Source organism: Pedobacter superstes (assembly GCF_037622515.1).
In the GTDB taxonomy this organism is placed as follows: Bacteria; Bacteroidota; Bacteroidia; order Sphingobacteriales; family Sphingobacteriaceae; genus Paradesertivirga; species Paradesertivirga superstes.
Genome location: NZ_JBBJCN010000003.1, coordinates 359382 through 381569, shown reverse-complemented (window position 1 = coordinate 381569; position 22188 = coordinate 359382). Strand labels below are relative to the sequence as shown.

General features: G+C 40.3%; 12 protein-coding genes. 2 read left to right on the top strand and 10 right to left on the bottom strand.

The window, feature by feature from the left end; genetic code table 11:
* Positions 1 to 64 precede the first annotated feature (64 nt).
* The 10 genes from WG906_RS10470 to WG906_RS10425 all read right to left on the bottom strand — a co-directional run bounded on the left by WG906_RS10470 (position 65) and on the right by WG906_RS10425 (position 19282).
* Positions 65 to 3244, bottom strand: coding sequence for a chemotaxis protein CheB (locus tag WG906_RS10470; RefSeq protein WP_339992543.1), 3180 nt, complete (start codon positions 3242 to 3244; stop codon positions 65 to 67).
* A 93-nt stretch (positions 3245 to 3337) separates the two neighbouring features.
* On the bottom strand, positions 3338 to 3469 hold the full coding sequence (locus WG906_RS10465; protein WP_339992542.1) for a hypothetical protein: 132 nt from the start codon (positions 3467 to 3469) through the stop codon (positions 3338 to 3340).
* Between the two features lie 303 nt (positions 3470 to 3772).
* Entirely contained in the window at positions 3773 to 4969 is a 1197-nt protein-coding gene (locus WG906_RS10460; RefSeq protein ID WP_339992541.1) for a sensor histidine kinase, read from the bottom strand.
* 1 nt (position 4970) lies between these two features.
* On the bottom strand, positions 4971 to 5981 hold the full coding sequence (locus WG906_RS10455; RefSeq protein WP_339992540.1) for an ATP-binding protein: 1011 nt from the start codon (positions 5979 to 5981) through the stop codon (positions 4971 to 4973).
* Complete coding sequence (locus WG906_RS10450) at positions 5974 to 6360, bottom strand: anti-sigma regulatory factor (RefSeq protein WP_339992539.1); 387 nt, start codon at positions 6358 to 6360, stop codon at positions 5974 to 5976. Before WG906_RS10450 ends, WG906_RS10455 begins: the two co-directional genes overlap by 8 nt.
* A gap of 7 nt (positions 6361 to 6367) precedes the next feature.
* Positions 6368 to 6775, bottom strand: a complete 408-nt coding sequence (locus tag WG906_RS10445; RefSeq protein WP_339992538.1) for an STAS domain-containing protein — start codon at positions 6773 to 6775, stop codon at positions 6368 to 6370.
* Positions 6776 to 6777: 2 nt separating this feature from the next.
* Positions 6778 to 7644 carry an STAS domain-containing protein gene (locus WG906_RS10440; RefSeq protein ID WP_339992537.1) on the bottom strand — a complete coding sequence of 289 codons (867 nt, stop codon included), beginning with the start codon at positions 7642 to 7644 and terminating at the stop codon, positions 6778 to 6780.
* A 137-nt stretch (positions 7645 to 7781) separates the two neighbouring features.
* Positions 7782 to 16508, bottom strand: a complete 8727-nt coding sequence (locus tag WG906_RS10435) for a glycoside hydrolase family 94 protein (protein WP_339992536.1) — start codon at positions 16506 to 16508, stop codon at positions 7782 to 7784.
* Between the two features lie 272 nt (positions 16509 to 16780).
* The gene (locus WG906_RS10430; protein ID WP_339992535.1) at positions 16781 to 17161 is read right to left on the bottom strand and encodes a hypothetical protein; all 381 of its coding nucleotides are present in this window, start codon (positions 17159 to 17161) and stop codon (positions 16781 to 16783) included.
* A 312-nt stretch (positions 17162 to 17473) separates the two neighbouring features.
* The gene (locus WG906_RS10425; protein WP_339992534.1) at positions 17474 to 19282 is read right to left on the bottom strand and encodes a hypothetical protein; all 1809 of its coding nucleotides are present in this window, start codon (positions 19280 to 19282) and stop codon (positions 17474 to 17476) included.
* Positions 19283 to 19393: 111 nt separating this feature from the next.
* Here WG906_RS10425 and miaB point away from each other — a divergent pair, with 111 nt between their 5' ends.
* Positions 19394 to 20824: a tRNA (N6-isopentenyl adenosine(37)-C2)-methylthiotransferase MiaB gene (gene miaB, locus WG906_RS10420; protein WP_339992533.1), complete on the top strand. Its 1431-nt coding sequence runs from the start codon at positions 19394 to 19396 to the stop codon at positions 20822 to 20824.
* A gap of 130 nt (positions 20825 to 20954) precedes the next feature.
* Positions 20955 to 22187, top strand: coding sequence for a sigma-54 interaction domain-containing protein (locus WG906_RS10415; RefSeq protein WP_339992532.1), 1233 nt, complete (start codon positions 20955 to 20957; stop codon positions 22185 to 22187).
* Position 22188 lies beyond the last annotated feature (1 nt).

Genomic DNA, 22188 nt, shown 5'->3' with positions numbered 1-22188 from the left:
ATATCTCCCAGATCAGTTAAATTCGCCCTTATAAGTTTACTAAACAAGTGAATCCGATTATGATTTAAGCCAGAACTTCTTCCGTTTCTGTTTTTAGATATATCAAAAACTTGCTGCCGCTGCCCGGAGCACTTTCCAGAAGGACATGGCCGCCCGTTGCATCTACGATCTTTTTAATAAGATACAAACCAATACCCTGTCCTTCCATTTCATGATTTAACCTGCCATACATATGGAATATAGTATCGGCATTCTCCTTATCAATCCCAACTCCATTATCCTCTACCGATAGAACGACATATTCACCTTCAGTTGCAGTTTTTATGTTAATAACAGGACGCTCCAGGTTTGTAAATTTTATACCGTTTGAAACAAGGTTATAAATGATGCTTCTTAGATTCTTTTTTGAAAAAGAGACTTTTTTAACATTCAGTTCCCGTGTAATTACGGCGCCCGACGCTTTGATTTTATCGTCAAGGCTCCATTCTATATTATCGATTGTATCGTCAAGGTCAACCATTTCCATGCTTATCATGTCGGCTTCTATTTTTGCCACTTCAGCTATTTCTTTTACCAGAGACCTGAATTTTTGAATAGAGATATTTATAATGTTTAAAAATTTAGTCAGATCCGGATTTGATCTTTCTATTTTATTCATAACTACAATGCTTCCTTCTATATTATTCAGCGGCGTTAAAAGATCGTGGGACGCCGTGTGAACAAAATTGTCGAGGTCGGCATTAATTCGAAGCAGACTTTTATTCTTTTTAGCGAGTTCCAGCTGCGTATTTTTCAATTCTGTAATGTCATTAAAAGTGATAATGGCGCCATCGATTTTATTGTCGGTTTGCCTTATGTATGGCATGGTCATAATCTGATACCATTTACCGTCAAGAGATTCGATCTCTTTTGTAATAATGTGTCCGTTTAATAGTACCTGCTCTATATCTGCAGTGAATGTTTCAAATTTTATATTGGTAGAAATATGGCTTAGTGGCCTGCCAACGTCGGTTGGTAATAAGTTAATTTGTTTAACAGTGCCGGGAGAAAATTTCATCAGCAGCAAATCATTGTTTACAAATAACTGGCCATTAATATTACTTCTGAAATAATTATTCAGATCGTCATTAAGTTCAAGTAATTCTTTGTTTTTTAACTGATAGTCAGAGTTTATGGTGTGTAATTCTTCATTCACAGATTGCATCTCCTCGTTCGAGCTTTGCATTTCTTCATTTGCAGAGATCAGCTCTTCATTGAAAGACTGCATATTTTCATTAGATGCATCAAGCTGCAAATGCGCAGAGTGAAGTTTATCTTTTAAATCACGCAGTTCGTCTTCTAAATTCCTGGTATACTGATCTAAGTATATCTTCTCATCAAACTCTGCATCTTTGACTTTAACAGGATTAAACGAGCGGTCCTCATTAAAGATTACCAGCAGGTTTTTAGGATCTTCTTTCCTTGCAGGCAAAGGATAGACGGTCATGGTGACTTTAATAACAAAATCATCATGATTGATTTTTATGCCATTAACTGAACTTTTCTTGCCGGTTTTTAAAACCTTTGTGCGTAGCGTGTTAAATGCGACGACTAAAGGCTTCGGAAGCAATTCAGGTAGGTCGGATATGAAATTTTTCTGAAGAAGATATTTTGAAGTATCTCCATAGCTTTTTAACACGTGATTATTCTCATCAATACAAATTGCCTGATAGTTCAGGTTACTAACTAGCGTTTCGTTTATTGTGTCGGCAAGTGTATTGCTCGCTCCTTTATTTCCCCGTACAAATTGTGCAGGCTTGTGTTTAAGATCTGGTAAGGAGAAGGCATCAAAGCGTATAACCCGTTTTTTTTCAATGTTTTTATATAATTTCCATTTCTTGTTTATTACCTCAAGGCTTTGAATAATAGGAACGGGATTTTCACTTGAGCCTAAAAATAAATATCCATCCATTTTAAGCCCAAATAGGAACATGGAGAAAATCTTTTTCTGCAGAGCGGGTGTCATGTAAATCAGCAGGTTACGGCAGCTGATAAAGTGCATATTGCAATAAGGCGGATTTTTTACCAGGTCGTGCTGCGCAAAAATTACCATTTTACGTATTTCCGGATTTACCTTGTACGTAATTCCTTCTTTTATGAAGTATTTATCAAGTCTTTCTTGAGATATAGACTTTGTAGTTTCCTGACTGTAAGCTCCTTTTCCGGCAAAAACCAATGCATAGTTATCAATATCGGTAGCAAATATTTTTACTACTGTATTTTTATATTTTCCCGTTAATTGTTCATTAACAAGTATTGCCATAGAATAGGCTTCTTCGCCTGTAGCGCAGCCTGCTACCCATATTTTTAGCTCTTCATCCACTGCAAGGCTCTTAAGAAGTCCTGATATAACATTATTTTGAATGAAATCAAAAGCTTCTTTATCTCTGAAGAAAGCAGTTACACTTATTAGAAAGTCTTGTATAAGGGTCTCTACTTCATGCGGGTTTGTCTTCAAAAATTTGATATAACTGGCCAGTGTGCTGAAATTACTATAAGCTGCTCTTCTTTTGGTTCTTCTGAGTATTGTTGTTTGTTTATAGTCGGTAAAATCAAGTGGAGACTGTTCTTTTATTAAGTTAATAATGTCTGAAAGGTGTTTTTCATCATCCTTACTATTAAACATTAGATCAATTTCATTTTTAACGTAGCTTTCAATTTTATCAGGCATTAATTCGGGCTCCAGAACAAAATCAACCATTCCCGATGCGATTGCATTAGAGGGCATGCTGCCAAACTCAGTTGTTTCCGGATCCTGGGCTATAACCATTCCTCCGGCCTTTTTTATTGATATTATACCTTCGGTACCGTCGGTGCCTAAGCCTGAAAGTATGATGCCAATGGCCTTGTTTCCTTTATCCTCTGCCAGGGAATTAAAAAATGTATTAATTGTAAGGTGTGGTCCACGAATGTTTTCTTTCCCGGTTAAATGCAGGTGGTTGTTTTGTATGGTCATAAACTTATCATTGGGGATAAGGTATACCTCGTTGCACTGTATTTGCATACCATCCTCAGCTTCTTTAACCTCAAGCTTACTATGTTTGCTCAATAAATCAAGCATTCGGCTTTTGAATTCTGCTGATAAATGCTGTACAATTATATAAGAAACGCCATCTAATGGGGTATGATCAAAAAAAGAATTTATTTCTTCCATGCCGCCTGCGGAAGCGCCAATAGCAATTATATGGTGAGGCTCTGTTAGCATACTAGTACATGGCTTAAATTATATACGGGGATACATTCGAAAATTTGATAAACAGTGTCTTAGTTGATACTCAAACTCTGCGGCCACGAAACTCTACTTTTTCTTATTGGGCATTATATCAATTTTTGATACAGAAGTCTTACCCGTCTGATAATCTGATTTAGGCTTTTTTCCTTCAGTACTGGGGGCCTTTTTCTTGTCGTTACTTCCTTTGTCTTTGCTCATAGTAGTGTCGCTTTTTTTAGAGGATTTTTTACTTCATAACAGCAGTTTAAATCAATAAACCTTATATCGTTGATATATCATTAGAGGACAAGTGCAGAATGTGTTGTTTTTTTTCTTTTCATTTTCTTGATAAAAATTGAAAATATTTCCTTGTCAGAAATTGGATACCTGTTTATGGATGCTGTAGAGTGTGAAATCTCTTAAAGGTAGGTATTAATAATTGATTATCAGTGGTTTTACGCTATCTTGAAGAAAATAAATAGGCAAAGTTTAATAAAAGAAAATAAACAGATTTTTTTTAAATTAATTCTCTAAAACTGGCAGGGAAAAAGAGAAAGTTGAGCCTTTCTCCTGAATGCTTTCTACCCATATTTCGCCTCCATGATCCTTAATGATCTCCGATGCGATGTACAGGCCCATGCCCAGGCCAGAATATCCCTGGATGACCTGCTTGTCGCGGTGGAACTTTTGAAAAATTTTCCCGATACTCACCTTCGACATACCTATTCCTTCATCAGTTACAGAAACTGTTAGGCCTCCTTCGCCTGTAATTTTTGTTTTCAATGAAACAGAGCTGCCAGCTTTTGAATACTTACCGGCATTGCTTATCAGGTTTGTAAATACCTGATCCATTCTTTCTTTATCGAGTTTAACTTTAACGTTGGGGCCAAGCTCAATGATCAGTTTATGGTGGGGTAATAAGTGAGTGATTAAAAAGGATGTTTCTTCGATAAATTTATTGAAGTCGACTATTTCGTAATTGTACTCAAGTCTGCCATTCTCGATTTTGGAGGTATCCAGCAATTGTTGTACAAGGTTCCTTAATTTTGTCGACTGTGCATCAATTTTTAAGAGAAAATCTTTTACAGCGTCACTGCATTGTTGTTTACCCGACAAAGCAAGCTGGGTATATGCTTTTATAATTGTGATTGGGGTTTTTAATTCATGGCTGGCAATAGAAATAAATTCATTACGCTTTTCATCAATGTATTTCGACTGTTTTAACTGCTCGTCTTTATCTTCTGCGATATGATGTAATTCAAGATTCTTTTTTTTTATCTCTTCATATGCAGAAATGGGCGGCTCCTTGTCAAAAAAATCTTTCAGAGATTGAATCTTCTCTGAATTTAATTTGACTGATTTTGGTAGATTGATGCTGATTTCTACAATAGCCATTTCGGTTTCAAATAAGCATTTGAACGATGGAATCAGCCTTTTTGCGTAGTGAAAAGACTCTTCGGGAATTTTTGATTCTTCGATGGCTTTGTATTTCACAACTCCGGTTAACGAGTACCGACTGGAATCCTGTATGAGACCAAGAGAAAGTACGCCGGTATCTGTGAAGTCTATTATAACTCTGCACAATTCGGCAACTGCTGTGGCGAATGTTGCCTGGGTGGAGATCGTTAATTTTAACTCCTCTGAAAGTCTTAATGCTTTTTTCTGGGACAAAACCAGGTCCATTTCATTCTCAAGGGTTAGTGTGATCAGTTCAAACATCTTAATAAATTTTACATATCACTACAGACATATCATCTGTTTTGCGGCCATAATCTTTATACAGGGCTGCTGACAACAGGGATGGGTCAAATTTATGTATCCCCGGGTATTTGCTGCTGTCCCATCTCGTTTTTAACCCGTCAGAACATAAAATTACCTGCTGGAATTCGGTGGAAGCTATCTCCAGGGTTTTCATGGAATTTGGAATGTTGTGACCAATAATACCATTGTAAGACATAAGATTTCTGGCCTGCTGATAATTCATTATACAGGTACTAATATTCCCTACACCTGCTATTTTCCATAGCTTATTTTTGAAATCATGTACCACAACAGTTCCCACTGCTCCCCGGGTTTTCTTTATCGAATCATGGATAAATCTTAGAATTTCAACCGGATCATTCTCTTTGCAGAGTTTAAAGGCCGCACGGGCTTCAATGATGGCCTTGTTTGCTTCAATACCATGTCCAAGCCCGTCTGCAACTAATAATTTAAAATATTCCTGACTTAAAGTGTAAGCACCGCCGTCTCCACTCACTATTTCACCTGGTTTAGGCAAAACGAGTGATCGGACAACCAGTTTTTTGGATTCAGTGTGTTTTTCGGAATCTTTATATATTCTGCAGAGCAGGATAGTTCCCCATCCCATAATGCTATATATTTCAAAATAATCCGACAGTCTTTTTATGCTTCCTAATCCGTTTCCGAAAGTCCTTGAAGTAGAAACGCCATCCAGCATCATTTTTGCTGGGTCGGCTATGCCAGGGCCTGAGTCGATGCATATTAACTCAAGGTATTCATTTTCATTTTCGCCGGTTATGCACATAAGAAGTTCGCCCTTTTCTGCGTATTTCAGCAAATTTGAAGTCATTTCTGCGACAATTATATCCAGCGCACTTATTTTTTTAGGACTAAATCCAGCCTCTGTGGCCTTTTTATTTATATCTTTCTTTAACAAGGAAAAATAGCTCCTGTCTTCGGCACAATAACTTACATGAGTTGCATTATCCATTCGCCCATTTGATTACCACCACTGTAGTTCCTTTGCCAACTTCACTAGTTATGTTAAATTCATTTACCAGGCGTCGTGTTCCGGGTAATCCCAGACCAAGACTCTTGCCTGTAGAATAGCCATCTTTCATGGCTAAGCTGATATCGGCTATGCCAGGCCCGTAATCCTTAAATGTGAGACGCACTCCGTTATCCCGTCCTTTATTAATAATTTCAATGAGTGTTTCTCCGCCATTGGCATATTTCAGCATGTTACGAACTAGTTCGCTTGCAGCAGTTATTAATTTGGTTTGGTTAACCAGCCCCATTTTAATTTTTACAGCATACTCTTTCACACGGTTCCTGAAGGGGACCACATCCTGATCTTTGATAATTTGCATGTTATCTTTAGACAGCGTAATTATCATCGTCGTCCAGCTTTTCATTTTCCTCAGATTCGAGTTCAACCCTCGAATTCAGCAGCTTCATCCCTTTTTCAACATCGAGTGCTGTATGAACACCGGTTAAAGGAAGGCCCAGCTCAATAAGAGTTATGGCTACAGCAGGTTGCATTCCAACTACTACCGTCTCTGCATCGAGGATTTTGCACATGCTGGCGATATTGCCAAAAATGCGTCCCATAAAAGAATCCACTATTGTAACAGCAGATATGTCAATAAGAACACCTTTCGCACCTATTTTATTTACCATCTGAACAAGATCAGCTTCGAGTGATAAAGCAATGCGGTCGTATAGATCAATCTGAATTGTAACCAATAAAAATGGCCCCATTTTAAGTATAGGTATTTTCTCCATCGTTACTGTATTGCTTTTACTGTTTGTATCCTTTTTACCTCCAGTTTAAGTGTCTGAAAAGAAAACTTTAACGCACTGGCCAGAGTAGCCTTGGTAATTATATTTGAAAGATCGATGCCTAAATGCACAATTGTTTGTGCTATTTCCGGCCGTATTCCACTAATTATGCATTCAGCTCCCATTAAACGGGTGGCGCTTACGGTTTTAATTAAATGCTGGGCTACAAGTGAATCTACCGCCGGAACACCAGAAATATCAAGTATTGCGATACTGCTGCCTGTTTCAACAATTTCCTGTAAAAGGTTCTCCATTACCACCTGAGTACGGGCACTATCTAAAGTTCCGATAATTGGAAGCGCCAGAATACCATCCCATACCCGTATCACAGGTGTAGAAATTTCGGTAATTTCATCAGTCTGCCTTAAAATTACTTCTTCACGGCCTTTAATGAACGTTTCAAATGTGGCAATGCTGAAACTATCAAGCAAACGATTTATTTTAAGCGTTGCGTCATAAAGCGCTTCCTTATCATCTTTAATCTCTTGTTGCAGCAGCTCCAGTAAGGCTTCTTTTAGTCCAAAAATAAAGGCTCCGGTTTCTCTCGGACTAAAACCCTGCCGGGCTCTGGTGATTGAAATGCCCGAAAGAATTTCGATCACCTCATCGAAATCCGGTGAATTTACTTCCGTTAAATTTTCGAGTGTCAGGTTATTAACAAGGGAGTCTACAAGTTCTTCAGACTGTTGTCTGATTTCCTCATTCGATATTAAATCTTCTCTTAAACCGTCTTCCGAAAGCTGATTTTTGATCCAAAATTCAATGATGCTTTTCTTTTTCTTCTGTAATAATTTGGGGATATTATACTCCATTTTTTCTTTATAAAATGTAATAGTAAGGAATTAAAGACATTAATTTTTTATTTTCCTCCCTGGATTCCCTCCCGGGTCTGCCAGAGAGGGAATCCAGGGCCTTACTGTTTACTTTGTATTTCTTATGTGCTTCTTTTTTAGGATTCTTTTAAAATTTCAATTTTGCTGTCGGCAATAAGCCTCGTTTGAATATACACCTCAGCTGTGTGCTCTTTACCGTCATTGATCAGCTGAATGGAATCCCCTTTACCATGGATATCTCCCATTTTCCAATAAGAATCAATATCGTCAGTCATTTGAAAAACGGTAACATTATAACTAGCCTTGCCATAACGATAAGTAATATTTACTGAAGGCCACTGCAATGGAAAGCATGGTTTAAATCTCAACTGATCAATCTGAAGCTCCATTCCCAATAAGGAACCTGTTATAAACTGATACATCCAGCCTGCAGAGCCTGTATACCAGGTCCAGCCACCTCTTCCTCTGTGAGATTCGTTTGCATAAACATCTGCTGCCATTACATAAGGTTCCACTTTATAGATCTTAACAGATGCGGCATCAGAAGCATGACTTAAAGGCTGTATCATGCTAAATAATTCCCAAACTTTTTCACGTTCTTCTAATGCGGCAAAAGCCATAAGCGTCCAGATTGCGGCATGAGAATATTGACCGCCATTTTCGCGAACACCCGGTACATAGCCCCTTATATATCCAGGATTTGGCCCGTTTGAATCAAATGGAGGATCGAGGAGCTGAATAAGTTTTAACTCTCTTTTAACCAGGTATTGATCAAGAGATGCCATTGCCTGAGTTCTTCTTAAGACATTACCGGCACCAGATAATACCGACCAGCTTTGAGCAATAGCATCTATACGGCACTCTTGATTCTGATGTGAACCCAGGGGCGATCCGTCATCAAAATAGGCGCGCCGGTACCATTCGCCGTCCCATGCGGATGCTTCTATATTGGTTTGCAGTGTATCCGCTTCTTTTTTGCAGGTTTCAGCAAATATGGGATCTCCATAATTCAGAGCAACATCTGCAAATTTTATCAGCACGTCATACAGGAAAAATGCAAGCCATACACTTTCGCCGGCTCCTTTATGGCCAACCTGGTCCATTCCATCGTTCCAGTCTCCCGCTCCAATATATGGTAAGCCATGATCACCATAACGCAGGCTATGGGTAATCGCGCGAACACAGTGTTCATACAAAACGGCATTCTGTATTCCGCTAACAGGAAGGTCATACAGCGTTTCTTCGTGTTCGTACAATGTTCTGCTTTCCAGGAAACCGACAGCTTCATTCAGAATGTCGGTATCGCCTGTTGAGGCAGTATATCTGGACACAACAAAAGGAAGCCATAGCATATCATCAGAACAACGCGTCCGGACTCCTCTTCCTTCAGGCGGATGCCACCAATGTTGTACATCTCCTTCGGCAAACTGCCTCGAGGCGCTTAATAAGATTTGCTCCCTCGCCATATCTGGCTTATTGTGTAACAGGGCAAGTACATCCTGTAGCTGATCTCTGAATCCAAAAGCTCCACCCGACTGGTAGAACCCACTTCGGGCAAACATCCGGCAGGCCATGGTTTGGTAAGTAAGCCAGCCATTTGCCAGAATATTCAGCGAAATATCTGGAGTACTGACCTGCACTGCCCCTAAGGCATCTTTCCAGTATTCCTTAACATCCTGCAGAGATTGCAAAACTTTTTCTCTGTCAGTAAATTTCCTTATCAGCTCATTGGCTGCGGGTGTGTTTTCTTCATTTCCCAGCATGAATACTATTTCTTTTTCAGCGCCGTCGAATAAATCAAATTTAACCTGTAATGCGGCGCAGGTATCCATTGCGGCTCCGGTTTTCCCGGATAATCTTTTCCGGTACATAGCCTGAGGCTCTTCCAGGTTCCTGTTTCTGCCGATAAATTCTGAACGGTCGGCTGTATAACTGAAACTTACACCACCGTCCACTTTAAAAAAAGTAACCCGGTCTGCAAAAGCAGAATTATACCTGTTCCTGATCAGCATTGCGCCTGTGCTGGAATCCTGTTCTGAAGTAATGTGCATATTCGTTTTTGAACGCACGTCACCTAGGATCATTTCCATGAACCCCGTGGCCGAGAATTTGCCTTCCCGTCCCGATAGGTTCTTGATTTTCAATACGATAAATTTAACAGGGTGCTCTTTGTCGACAAATACACACATCTCTGTCGAAATGCCATGTTCAATATGTTCAAAAGTGCTGTAGCCAAAACCATGCGTTATGATATAAGGGTTTGTGCCTGCTGCCGGAAAAGGCGAAGGTGACCAAAAATGTCCGGTTTCTTCATCACGTATGTAAAAGGCTTCCCCGCCGACATCACTTATAGGGTCGTTGCTCCAGGGCGTAAGGCGATATTCGTGTGCATTGATGGCCCAGGTATATGCAGAGCCGCTTTCTGAGATTATGGTGCCAAAATGAGGGTTAGCAATAACATTTACCCAGGGGGCAGGAGTCGTTTGTTTTTTATCGGTTAATATTTTATATTCTTTCCCGTTGGGAGTAAAGCCCCCGGTTCCGTTATAAAATAACAGATCATCGGGAAGTTCCAGTGTATGAACGATTTCCCTTGTGGCGATTGATTTCGGTTCTAAAAACGGAGGCAGAACTCGTTCTAACTGATGACGGTTTACCTGTTCGGATAAAGTTCCCCGATTATCATGAATTATTACCCTGGCCACACTTTCAAAAAGAATCCGGTCTTCCGAAGATAATTGATCAACGGATTTAACATATATATTACCGGGAGTATTGTAAATCATGTTGCTGTTTACTTCTGCGGAGATAAGGCCGAGAATCTGTTCCTGTAAAACCTGGCGGTAGCTGCCATGATCTTCGTTCCAAATCACCAGATCCACTGCGAGGCCTTTCAAACGCCAGTAAGCATGGGCCTGAACAAGTTGCCGAACCAGTTCCATACTGTCTGCATCATATATATGCAGCAATACAATAGGTAAGTCGCCAGAAACCGAATGACTCCAGAGCCATGATTGTCCCCTGGTATTATTTTGAATCACTGATGGTTCAGTCCGCAAATGTGCATTTGCGTAAATTACAGAAGAGGCCAGACGTCCGTAAAGTTGTGCATCTCCCTCGGTTGCATTAATCTGGCGCAATAAAACCTGGCTATGTGTCCATGATAATTCAAACGCACGATTTTTAAGGTGCTGATCGCGATACTTATGCATCAGGCCAACACATAGTTCTTTGGTTTCGCTTATTCCGTAAATAAGGTCTACAATAGCTGTCTGATTAGGTTTTATTGTAATCCTGTAGCGTATGGATAAAACCGGGTCCAATACTGAGCCCTGCTTGCCGGAGAGTGTATCCTCGTCTATTGACCGGGGATGTGCCAGCGTTCTTCCCCGTCCAATAAATTGCATACGGTCGGTTTCATACGATACGGCTTCAATAGTGGCACCGCGTACATCCATCAGGTGGAACATCCATGGAGGGGTTTCTCCTTCAGAACGGGGGCGGCGCGTGCATAAAACGGCCTTATTTTCTTCTAATATTTCTGTTTGGACGAAAAGATTGCTGAATGCCGGATGCGCCTCATCAGAAGCCTGGCTTGCCATAACTATTTCCGCATAGCTGGTGACTTCCAATACTTTTACAAGCGGAGTTCGGTTGGTTAGCCGTATCCGTCTCATCTCTGTATCGTCTTCCGGAGAAATTACAATCTCAGTTTTGGTTTCAATACCATAGTCTTTTCTGCGAAATTCAACATGCCCCTGAGAAAAGGTTGCTTCATAGTTTTGGGCAGGATGTAAGGTGGGCTGATAAGTATTTGACCAGAACGTTCCTGTATTGATGTCTTTTATATAACAAAATATACCGCGGTCATCTTTGGTGGCATCTTCTCTCCAGCGAGTAACAGCCAGACCTTTCCAGCGGGTGTATCCTGCACCAGAATTGGTTATCATTACCTGATAACGGCCATTGCTAAGGAGATGAATTTCGGGCACCGCTGTGTTTGCCGTGTTAATGCTTCTTACCTGTACATCTGGCTCTGCGGTATGCGTTTCGATCAGATCAGCAGTGTGAGCATAGAAAAGTGTCGTTCTGGGAATGCGTTCCTGAAGCAATAATAATGTTGCCTGAAAACGCAGTTCGGCACTGAACCTTTGTTGCATAGGCTTGTCTAATAATACATAAGCCAGAGAAAGAAAGCCCATGCCCTGGTGGTGTACCATATAAGAACGAACAACACTGCTGGTTTTTCCTCTTTGCAGGCGTGTGCTTGTGTAATCAATAGCTTCATAAAAGCCATATTCTCCTTCAAACCCTTCTTTTGATAATAATTGCAGGTTGGAACAGGCCTTTAATGGAGAAACCATCAGAGCCAGCATAGAAGCATAAGGTGCAATTACCAGATCCTCTTCAAGCCCGCGTTTCAGTCCGAGGCCCGGAACCCCAAAGGCCCGGTACTGATAATTTAAATTTGCATCCACTGTATTATATCCTGATTCTGAAATACCCCAGGGTATTCCGCGCTGAGCGGCATAATCAATCTGCCGTTTAACGGTAGCCTTGCTCGTTTGATGAAGCAGGGTATTTTCATAGGACGGCATTACAAGCTGTGGCATCAGGTATTCGAACATTGATCCGCTCCATGATAGTAATATGGGGTCTCCTCCTGAATTTGTCAATAAGCGCCCTAATGCAAACCAACTGTCCTGGGGAAGTTTCCCTTGCGAGATAGCAACAAAAATTCCTAACCTGGCTTCTGAAGCTAACAGGTCATAAAAACTCTCGTCTTTCGTCTGACTGTCAACATTAAATCCGATCCTCAGCAGGTTGGTTGATTTGTCATACAGAAAATCATATTCTATATCACTAAGTTTCTCGCATTGCATGGCTATCTTCTCAGCCAGCAGAATTCTTTCGATTGCCGAATCTTTTCCTTTGGTTAACAGTTCTGATATCCTGTTTAACCATTCCTTTTCAACTGCAGTGCACTCTTCTTTTTGGTAGCGATAAAGAATTGTGATAAAATCAGAATGTAATTCTTTTATTGCGTGCAGTGAAAGATTCCGGTCAAATTCGAGGAAACGTTGCGGAACCGGAGATTCAAGCCAGGGAGCGACCTGCAAAAGATCTTCCCTGAGATTTTTTATTTGTGATAATAATCTGCTTGTCCAGTTGAGTAGCCCGGTTTCGTTTTCGGTTTGAGTTTCTGATAGTTTTGCCGCAAGACTAAGAAGCGCGTCGAGATCAGATTTTATCGTAGTGAGAGAATTGCTGTTTTTCTGGATTGCAAGCTCCAGGAAATCAATTATTTGATCAGCTGTATCAGAGTTTTTCGATTTGTAAAAATCTTTGATTACGGTAGTCGTGCTGATTAATCCCTGGTATGCATTTTTGTGGAATATAGGCTGCTGCGAAAGCGATAAGAGTCCCTGTCGTAAAGTAAGCAAATGCCCAACGAGGTTTCCGCTATCAACGGTTGATACGTATCTGGGCTGAAGAGGTAATAAAGATAGAGTGTCATACCAGTTATAGAAATGTCCCTTGTGACGTTCCAGTCGCAGCATCGAGTTTAATGTGTTGTTACATCGTGCTGTCAGCTCACCGCCGGAGATATAGCCAAAATCATAGGCTGAAAGATTAGATAGCAGCGCCATTCCCATATTGGTAGGAGAGGTCCGGTGGGCGATTGCTGAAACTGGCTCTTCCTGGTAATTGTCAGGAGGCATCCAGTTCTCTTTCTCAGTGACAAATTGTTCAAAGTAGGCCCATGTTTTACGGGCAGATTTATGAAGAAATACAATTTGTTCATCCAGGAATTCAGGTTTTTCTTCTTTCTCCGGTTTGCTGAGGCGCCACGCAATTGCAGGGGCCAGCAACCATAGAATAAGTATCGGAGAAGCAACAGAAAGGGCCGTCGGATTGGAGTAAATAAGCAAGCTTATACAAGCAATTGCCAATACCGGAGCGATCCACATGGTCGCATAAACCGACCATACGTCGTTACGGTTAGATACGATAGAAGCAGAAGGTGTCCATTGCAGTAGTTTCCTTCCGGAAACGATCATTCGCCAGTTTGTGCGGAATATGGCGTCGGAATATTTATAAGCTTCAAACGGAAGAACTGCCAGACCAAATGTGAAGCGTATTAAGACATCTCTTACTGAAGTGCCCACTTCGGCCAGGTGTGCCTGAATGGTGAGCTCAATTGGCTTATTTATTAATTGCCAGCCGGCTGCCATCATAACAGGCAAAAGCACAATGATGGTAACTGTCAAAGTCCAAAACCAGGGTTGTGGTAACACCGACCAGCCCATAATTAATAAAAGAATCAGCGACAGGGGAAGCATGCTCCTTCTGAGATTGTCCCAGATTTTCCATTTAGATAAAGCAGAAAGCGGATTCAGCGTTAAGCGGCCGTTACTTCCGGTTACAAAGGGCAACATCCAGGCACCAATTTGCCAATCTCCCCGAATCCATCGGTGATGCCTTTTTATGTCGGCGCTGTATTGTGCCGGCCCGTCCTCATACAATAATACGTCGCTTAGTAATCCCGAACGGGTATAACAGCCTTCCAGTAAATCGTGACTCAGTATCCGGTTTTCCTGGAACACTTCATGAACTGCTTCCTCAAATATATCGACGTCATAGATTCCTTTTCCGATAAAGGAGCCTTCTCCGAAAACATCCTGGTATACATCTGAAGAAACACGGGTATAAGGGTCGATGCCTGTAACATTACCCTGCATTCGCAGATATAATGAAGTAGCTGTTTTAGGAATACTCGAGGCAACCCTGGGTTGCAAAATTCCATATCCATCTGTTACACGCTTTTTGCGCATATTGTAAATTGCCTGATTCAGAGGATGTGCCATGGTAGCGATAAATTTCCATGCGGCATCCCTGGGAAGTTGTGTATCTGAATCGAGTGTTATAACATATTTTACGTTGGACAGGATAGTGTAACTCCCTACAACTTTAGAAAATGAATTTGCTCCGCGATCCCTGAGAAACGCATTCAGCGCCGAAAGCTTCCCTCTTTTCCGTTCATATCCCATCCATTTTTTTTCCCTGGCGTTCCAGGTTCTGGACCGGTGAAATAGAAAAAAAGTATCCTGTTCAGATTCATTATATTTCTGATTTAAAGCCTCTATGCCCTTACATGCTTTTTCTAAAAGGGGGCCATCACCCGGCATTATTTCTGCATCTGCATCAATAAAATCTGTAAGCAGCCCAAAGTGTAAATTAGCTTCTTTATTGGCCAGATAACGTATTTCAAGCGCTTCAATCAGCTCCTCTGTATAGGAATCGCTCGAAAGCATTGTAGGGATTATAACTATACTCCTGTATTCTGTTGGAATGCCGGTAGAAAAATCCATACGGGGCAAAAGATTGGGTTTTACCCAAAGGGTAGCGAACCAGTTTACCAGTGAAACTGCCAGCTGGGCAGAACCTGAGACTGAAAGTGCGCCTACAAAAGTTAACATCAGCCATCCATTAATGCCCTGTGAGTATGCCAGGTACCACATGCCCGAAGCTACACCAAGAGTAATAATTACAATTGATAGCAAATACAAAAAGACAGGTATTTTGCGGGTAGATCTGAATAATTTCTGCTTTAAAGAATGATGCATTCCCGAAGCATTCTGCGTTTGTTTTAGTCCTTTATCAATAAGATAATAGCCCACATGTCGCTTCCTTGAAAAATACTCATCGTGTTCTTCATGTTTGCTTGTCATATCAAGCGCTATTTGAGCTACATCCGTTTCGGAGATTGAAGAAGCTTTAGAGATTGATTCTACTACGTGTCGGTATCTGTCGCGTGTCGCAAAATCCATTAGCGGGTAAGTTCCCGTAATGTCCTGCCGCAATACCTGTTCCACGCTGCTAAGGGTTTCAACAAATTCACGCCAGTCGGTGGCTCCGATAAAACGAAGGGTGCCAATACTATTTCGAACGGATACCTGATCGGAGGCTTGCTTTTGAGTTTCCTGGCGTACCAGATCATTGCTGCTAAGGCCTATGCCAGACAGTTGCTGTTCCATCCAGCTAAGTGGCAATGCAAGTGCCGGGCCCTTACCCATCAATTCGCGGGTAAAACCTGCGACAAAAGAACTGTTTAATACCGGTTTGGACCGGGCCATGTCGGCAATGGTTAAAATTAAATTACCCGGCTCATCTTTAACTGTAGTCAGCATGCTGCCGGCCCAGTAATCGGCAAGGTTATGGTCAATCATATCCACTGCGATCTTACCTGAAACCCTGCGCAGATTTTCAATTACGGCAAGCCGGAGCATAATGGGGATCGCCCATAATTCTCCAAGGGTAAGCACCGTGTAAGACTGATAAGCAGCAATAAAGCTGCTCAAGCCCTTAACATCAACACGGCCGTCACTATGTGAAATGATTTCTAAAACTATGTCATAAACACGGGGCATTCCCATTGAAATGCCAGCACTCAGGCTGGGTAACCCTTCACTATACCCTTTTGGCAAGTGTTTCCGGGCTATCACAACCTGCTCTTCTATAAGATAGAAATTATCTAATAACCATTCTCCGCCAGGGGTAATGTCTTTGCCGGATCTGATGCTTTCAACCAACAGGTTGCGCACTTCCAATAATGTATTTTCATTTTCTTCCAGTCTTTTCAGCAACTGGTCTGAGGAATTTTTTTTCAGTAACTTATGCGACCGGGCAATCACTTTAGCATGGCTATCCATTTGCCCTGAACTGTAAAGTTCAGAACGGAAGGGCTCATCATTATCGAAATTCCGGATAACATTATCTTCCTGGAAAGAGATGCGCAAACCCGACAATGTATCGAAAATTGTACTGTTGGTAATCTTCATATTTATTGTGATGTCCCTGTTCAATTGAGTTAACAGGCCGGGCGCCAGATTAAATAATTATACGTGGCAAACGCATAAACCAGTTTTAATAGAAATAATTCAAGAAAACAGCATGTCTGCGCTAGCAGATTTGAGTTTCTTAAGAAAAGTCTGAGGTCATAATTGTTTTGCTTACCTACAGAGTAAAGTAGATATTCTGTAGAATTGTTTTAAAAGCGGAGTTTTGTTCGCTAAACTTTATTTCAGCTTGCGGTGCCGGTTCAAGAACCGTCTTATTTAGTGTTTAATTCCTTCTCTAATTTTCGAATATTACCATCAAGTAAATTCACATTCAGATCGTCATAGTGATCAATACGGTATTGTTTTAACTCGGTGACTCCATGAGCGTTTTGGCTTATAAGTCCTTCAATATGTTTCAATGCTCCTGCCTTAGCCATTTCCATGGCGTGTATTATATTAGTATATCCATAAAACATAGCTGCATCAACAGGTAGAGAATACCAGTTTAAAGGTGAAGCCTTAAGTGCATTTACAGGACTTTTGATGATCCATCTCTTTTTAAATGGTTTAAAGTCGTTATCTGAAACTTCTGTTACTGAGGTATCATTTTTAAAAACGCGGTAATATTTAAAGAAATTCTTCTTGTTTTTCATGATTTATGTTTCGTAAGCCTAAATATTACCTGAAGGAAATGGTAATTTTCTAAGTGGAAGAAAATTTGTGAAAAGGTGTAAGTTCTTAAAGGTAAGTTTTTTAATGCGCATTAATCTTTTAATTCCGTTTTATATGGAAATGCTTTATCCGGAGATTATAAGCATACTGGAATTAAAAGGTTTGATCTATAACAGGGGAGCTTTATGCACGCGGTATAAAATAATCCGGAAAATCAGGGATGTCGCTTTCCGATAATTCGTGATAACTCAGTTAAAGGCATTGATAAATTAGCTGTTCTTAAAAAAAACCAATTATACCTTGTTTTTTCTCCGTTTCCTTCTTTCTTCGCGCTGTAATCTTCTTTCTTCTTTGCTTTTTTCCGGCCCCTCCTGTTTAAAACTTTTAAATTTCATTTGCAGGTCCTTTTCTCTTTCTGGTGTCATACCGATATTTTCTTTTATACCCGTAAAAACACTTTTCCAGATCATACTATAGAAGGATATAGAATCAGGCCTATAATAACTGATTTTGCCGGTTCTTAGTGGTTCTCCTTTAGAAGGATTATCTTCTTTAAGTAAAAGATTATTAGCTACAAGAGAAAGAATTGTGCTTCGCTGCAGATTTTTATTCCGGTTTAGTTTCAGAATGCCAATATTCAAATCATCATAAACAATCCTCATTGTCCCATTCGCGTTTCTATAATCAGCTTTTACAGAAAATGTAACGGTATGGGCCTGGCCCGAACTTACCTCCAGCAGGGCCAATGGCCGGGTGATTTCATTAAAATACTTTGCTTGCATTTCATGTAGTTTGCCCGAATAATTATATTCCATTACCGGAGATGTAAGATTAAAATTCATGTTAAAATCCAGTCTTCCTTTACCATAAAGAAATGAAGTAAATTTCCCTTTTGCCCAGTTATTATTACGCAGCGATATAGAATCATTGGTAACATTAAAAATTTCACCGCTTAAGGCAGTGAATGAAATTTTGCCTTTTTTTCCAGTAAACGGATCGTGTTCTGAATAACTTAATGCTGATTTTTCGATTTTTATAGTGTCTATTGTCGATGTTAATCTCAACTGGCGCAATAATAGGTGTGGGAAGTTAGCTCCCAGATCCCCACTTGCTTTAGGAAGTTGTTTATTCATAAATACATCGAGGCTTGCATTTTTTAAATGTAAAGATGAGGCATGTAACTGTCTTCTGTCAGTTAAGGTTTTGTAATCAATCCCATTCAGCCAAACCTCATTCATCTTGACCACATATCTTGCTTTTTTATATCCCCATTTTAATGAGAAAGGAATTTCCGGGTAGTTCGGTATTACTTTCAAACCGTTGACCAGGGCATACTTTTTCAAGGTCGACATCTCCATTTTATCAAACATTATGGTATACATACCATCATTGCTGCTAAACTGATTATCGAAAATCTCAACTAAGATATTTTTGGTGTAATAAAACCTCGACTCATCACGATGGCTAAGTGAATCTATTAAAATGTCATTGACCGTAATTGATAGATTTTTAATGCCATTAATTTCCGGTTTTTTTAATCGTCTGTCGATGTATTTGAAATCAATCTCTTTAAATGAAACTCTTTCGATTTTAATGGAATGAAGGTATTTTGACAATCGTTGCCAGGCTGTGCGAGTATCAACTTTTGAGGAGTCTTTTTCGAGAGTTTTTTCATAATACACCCTGACGGACGGTCTTTCAACGGACAGGGAGCTGATAACGAGGTCTTTCTTTAAATAGATTTTCAGAGGATGTACATGTTTGATCTTTAAAACCTTAATTCTGATCTCATATAAATGGCTCGGATTTATTCTGTCACGTTTAAACTGTCCGTAGACCTTGTCATTGGCTTCAAACACGATATCTCTTATAATTACACTTCCTGTAAATGGATTAATCGAAAGCTTTGAAAATGAAATGGTATAGAGATTATTGGTGGAGGATTTTATGGTCTCTTTTAGGCGGGCAGCAACCAGGGGCTCTATCTGATAATAAATATAAACAGAAACGCTTAGTACAATAGTTAATATAACGATTAACAATACAGATATCCACTTTACTTTTTTTGATAATTTTTTTTTTTCTTCTTGTGTTATCGGCATTTCTGAGTTTCTTTTACCCGCTTATAAACTTACATTTTTTACATCAAATCCATAACTGACAACCTGTCATTATATAAAAATATAGTACTTTTGCATTCCAAAACAATAAAGATGTACAACCCGCTGATAGGTGATAAAGAACTTGCCAAGCACGATGAGGCAAGACAAGGAGAGGCTCTGGTACTTGAAACTGCTCCTTTAAAGCATGATGGCCGGAAGCTATATATAGAAAGTTATGGCTGTGCTATGAATTTTTCCGATAGCGAAATAGTAGCTTCTATCATGACTGACATGGGCTTTCAAACAACCTCAGAATATAGAGAAGCCGATGTCATTTTTATAAATACGTGTTCTATCCGCGAAAATGCTGAACAGAAAGTTCGTAACAGGCTACGGGAATTCGGAGCGGTGAAGAAACAGAATCGCGGACTGGTAGTAGGAGTATTGGGGTGTATGGCCGAACGCTTAAAAGCCAAGTTTTTAGAGGAAGAGAAATTGGTAGATGTGGTTGTTGGTCCAGATTCTTATCGTGATCTGCCAAATCTTATTGGTACGGTGGATGACGGAAATAAAGCTGTAAATGTTTTGCTTTCCCGCGAAGAAACGTATGCTGATATAAGTCCGGTTCGTTTAAACTCTAATGGAATTACAGCATTTGTTTCCATTATGCGTGGTTGCGATAATATGTGTTCTTTCTGCGTGGTTCCTTTTACAAGAGGCAGAGAACGCAGCCGTGATCCTCATTCAATCGTAAAAGAAACGGAAGATTTGTTTAATCAGGGCTACCGCGAAGTGACTTTACTGGGTCAGAATGTGGATTCGTACAAATGGTCTGATGAGGAAGGTTCTGAGCATGTGAACTTTGCAAAATTACTTGAACTCGTTGCCTCGGTAAGCCCCGAATTACGCGTGCGTTTTTCAACCTCTCATCCTAAAGATATTACCGACGAGGTGTTATATACTATTGGGAAATATGACAATATCTGTAACTACATTCACCTTCCTGTTCAATCCGGAAATTCAAGAGTGCTCGATTTAATGAATCGTACTTACGACCGCGAATGGTATATGGATCGCATAAATGCAATCAGGCGAATTATTCCCGAATGTGCTGTTTCCACAGATGTTATCACTGGATTCTGCTCAGAAACAGAGGAAGAACATCAGGAAACTATCAGCATGATGGATTTCGTACAATATGATTTCGCTTATATGTTTATGTATTCCGAAAGGCCCGGAACTTTAGCTGCAAAGCGATATAAGGATGATATTCCTGAGGATGTTAAACTTCGCCGGTTGCAGGAAGTTGTTGCAAAACAGCAGCAGCATTCGCACTCGCGGCTAAAATTGCAGTTGGGTAAAGTTCAAAAAGTATTGATTGAAGGCTTTTCGAAGAAATCAAAGCTCCATTATTGTGGACGCAACGATCACAATGCAATGGTTGTGTTTCCTTTAAATAATAATTACAAACCAGGCGAGTATGCATACGTTATTGCTGAAGAATGCACAACTGCTACTTTGCTTGGAAAAATAGTCGATTAAAAACGCGAAATTTTGCGAAATGCAGACTTTTTGGAGGGAAAGAAATTTAGTTAAGCCCAGGAATTGAAACAGAATTCAAAGAATGGTCCTTACTTGATAGCTGACTCCTGATTATTGCTTCTACTTACAGATGGATATACAAGATATAAAGAACCGCTTTGGCATAATAGGAAATTCACCCCTGCTTAACCGTGCAATTGATATTGCCCGACAGGTTGCTCCTACCGATATATCCGTATTGATTACGGGCGAAAGCGGCAGTGGTAAAGAGGTTTTTTCACACATAATTCACCAGCTAAGTGCACGTAAACATGGCCCTTTTATTGCCGTTAACTGCGGCGCAATACCTGAGGGTACTATCGATTCTGAACTGTTCGGACACGAGAAAGGCTCCTTTACAGGCGCTCATGAAGCGCGTAAGGGTTATTTCGAAGTAGTAAATGGCGGCACTATCTTCCTGGATGAAGTGGCCGAACTGCCTTTGGGAACCCAGTCACGTCTTCTGCGGGTATTAGAATCCGGGGAGTATCTTCGTGTCGGATCATCTAAAGTACAAAAAACTGATGTGCGAATTATAGCTGCCACGAATGTGAATGTGTTTGATGCCGTTCAGAATGGCAAGTTTCGTGAAGATCTTTATTACCGTTTAAATACAGTACCATTAAAAATCCCGGCTTTACGTGAGAGGAAAGAAGATATTCATCTTATTTTCCGAAAGTTTATAGCGGACTTCACCAATAAGTATCGTAGCCCCTCTGTTCAGTTAGATAATGATGCTCAGCAGATGCTGATAAATTATAGCTGGCCCGGGAACGTAAGGCAGTTAAAAAACGTAGCCGAACAAATTGCCGTGCTCGAAAAAGACCGGAACTTAACTGTACAAAGCTTACAGCAATATATCCCTCAGGAACATGGCAACCTTCCTATGCGGATTAATCAGGGTAAAAAAGAAGATTTGTCTGAGCGAGATATACTTTATAAGGTTTTGTTCGACATGAAACGCGATATGGTAGAATTGAAAAAACTGGTTGCAGAAATAATTCAGAACGGAGGCAATGCCAGTGCCGTGTCAGAAAATCCGCATCTTATTCATCAGCTTTACCGAGATATTGAATTGCCTTCAACCCAGGCAAATGCGCCGATTGTAACTATTCATCATCAGGAAAATGACAATAAAGGAAATTTTGACTACAGTCATCATACCGAGGAGGTTGAAGAGTCGTTATCATTGATAGAAAAAGAATCGGATCTTATTAAAAAAGCATTGAAAAAACATAAAGGAAAACGAAAACTTGCAGCGCAGGAATTAGGTATCTCCGAAAGAACACTTTACCGTAAGATTAAGGAATTAGACTTGAATTAAG

Coding starts and splice junctions, on each gene's coding strand:
- WG906_RS10470 (WP_339992543.1), bottom strand. CDS start 3,244: ATGCTAACAGAGCCTCACCATATAATTGCTATTGGCGCTTCCGCAGGC.
- WG906_RS10465 (WP_339992542.1), bottom strand. CDS start 3,469: ATGAGCAAAGACAAAGGAAGTAACGACAAGAAAAAGGCCCCCAGTACT.
- WG906_RS10460 (WP_339992541.1), bottom strand. CDS start 4,969: ATGTTTGAACTGATCACACTAACCCTTGAGAATGAAATGGACCTGGTT.
- WG906_RS10455 (WP_339992540.1), bottom strand. CDS start 5,981: ATGGATAATGCAACTCATGTAAGTTATTGTGCCGAAGACAGGAGCTAT.
- WG906_RS10450 (WP_339992539.1), bottom strand. CDS start 6,360: ATGCAAATTATCAAAGATCAGGATGTGGTCCCCTTCAGGAACCGTGTG.
- WG906_RS10445 (WP_339992538.1), bottom strand. CDS start 6,775: ATGGAGAAAATACCTATACTTAAAATGGGGCCATTTTTATTGGTTACA.
- WG906_RS10440 (WP_339992537.1), bottom strand. CDS start 7,644: ATGGAGTATAATATCCCCAAATTATTACAGAAGAAAAAGAAAAGCATC.
- WG906_RS10435 (WP_339992536.1), bottom strand. CDS start 16,508: ATGAAGATTACCAACAGTACAATTTTCGATACATTGTCGGGTTTGCGC.
- WG906_RS10430 (WP_339992535.1), bottom strand. CDS start 17,161: ATGAAAAACAAGAAGAATTTCTTTAAATATTACCGCGTTTTTAAAAAT.
- WG906_RS10425 (WP_339992534.1), bottom strand. CDS start 19,282: ATGCCGATAACACAAGAAGAAAAAAAAAAATTATCAAAAAAAGTAAAG.
- miaB (WP_339992533.1), top strand. CDS start 19,394: ATGTACAACCCGCTGATAGGTGATAAAGAACTTGCCAAGCACGATGAG.
- WG906_RS10415 (WP_339992532.1), top strand. CDS start 20,955: ATGGATATACAAGATATAAAGAACCGCTTTGGCATAATAGGAAATTCA.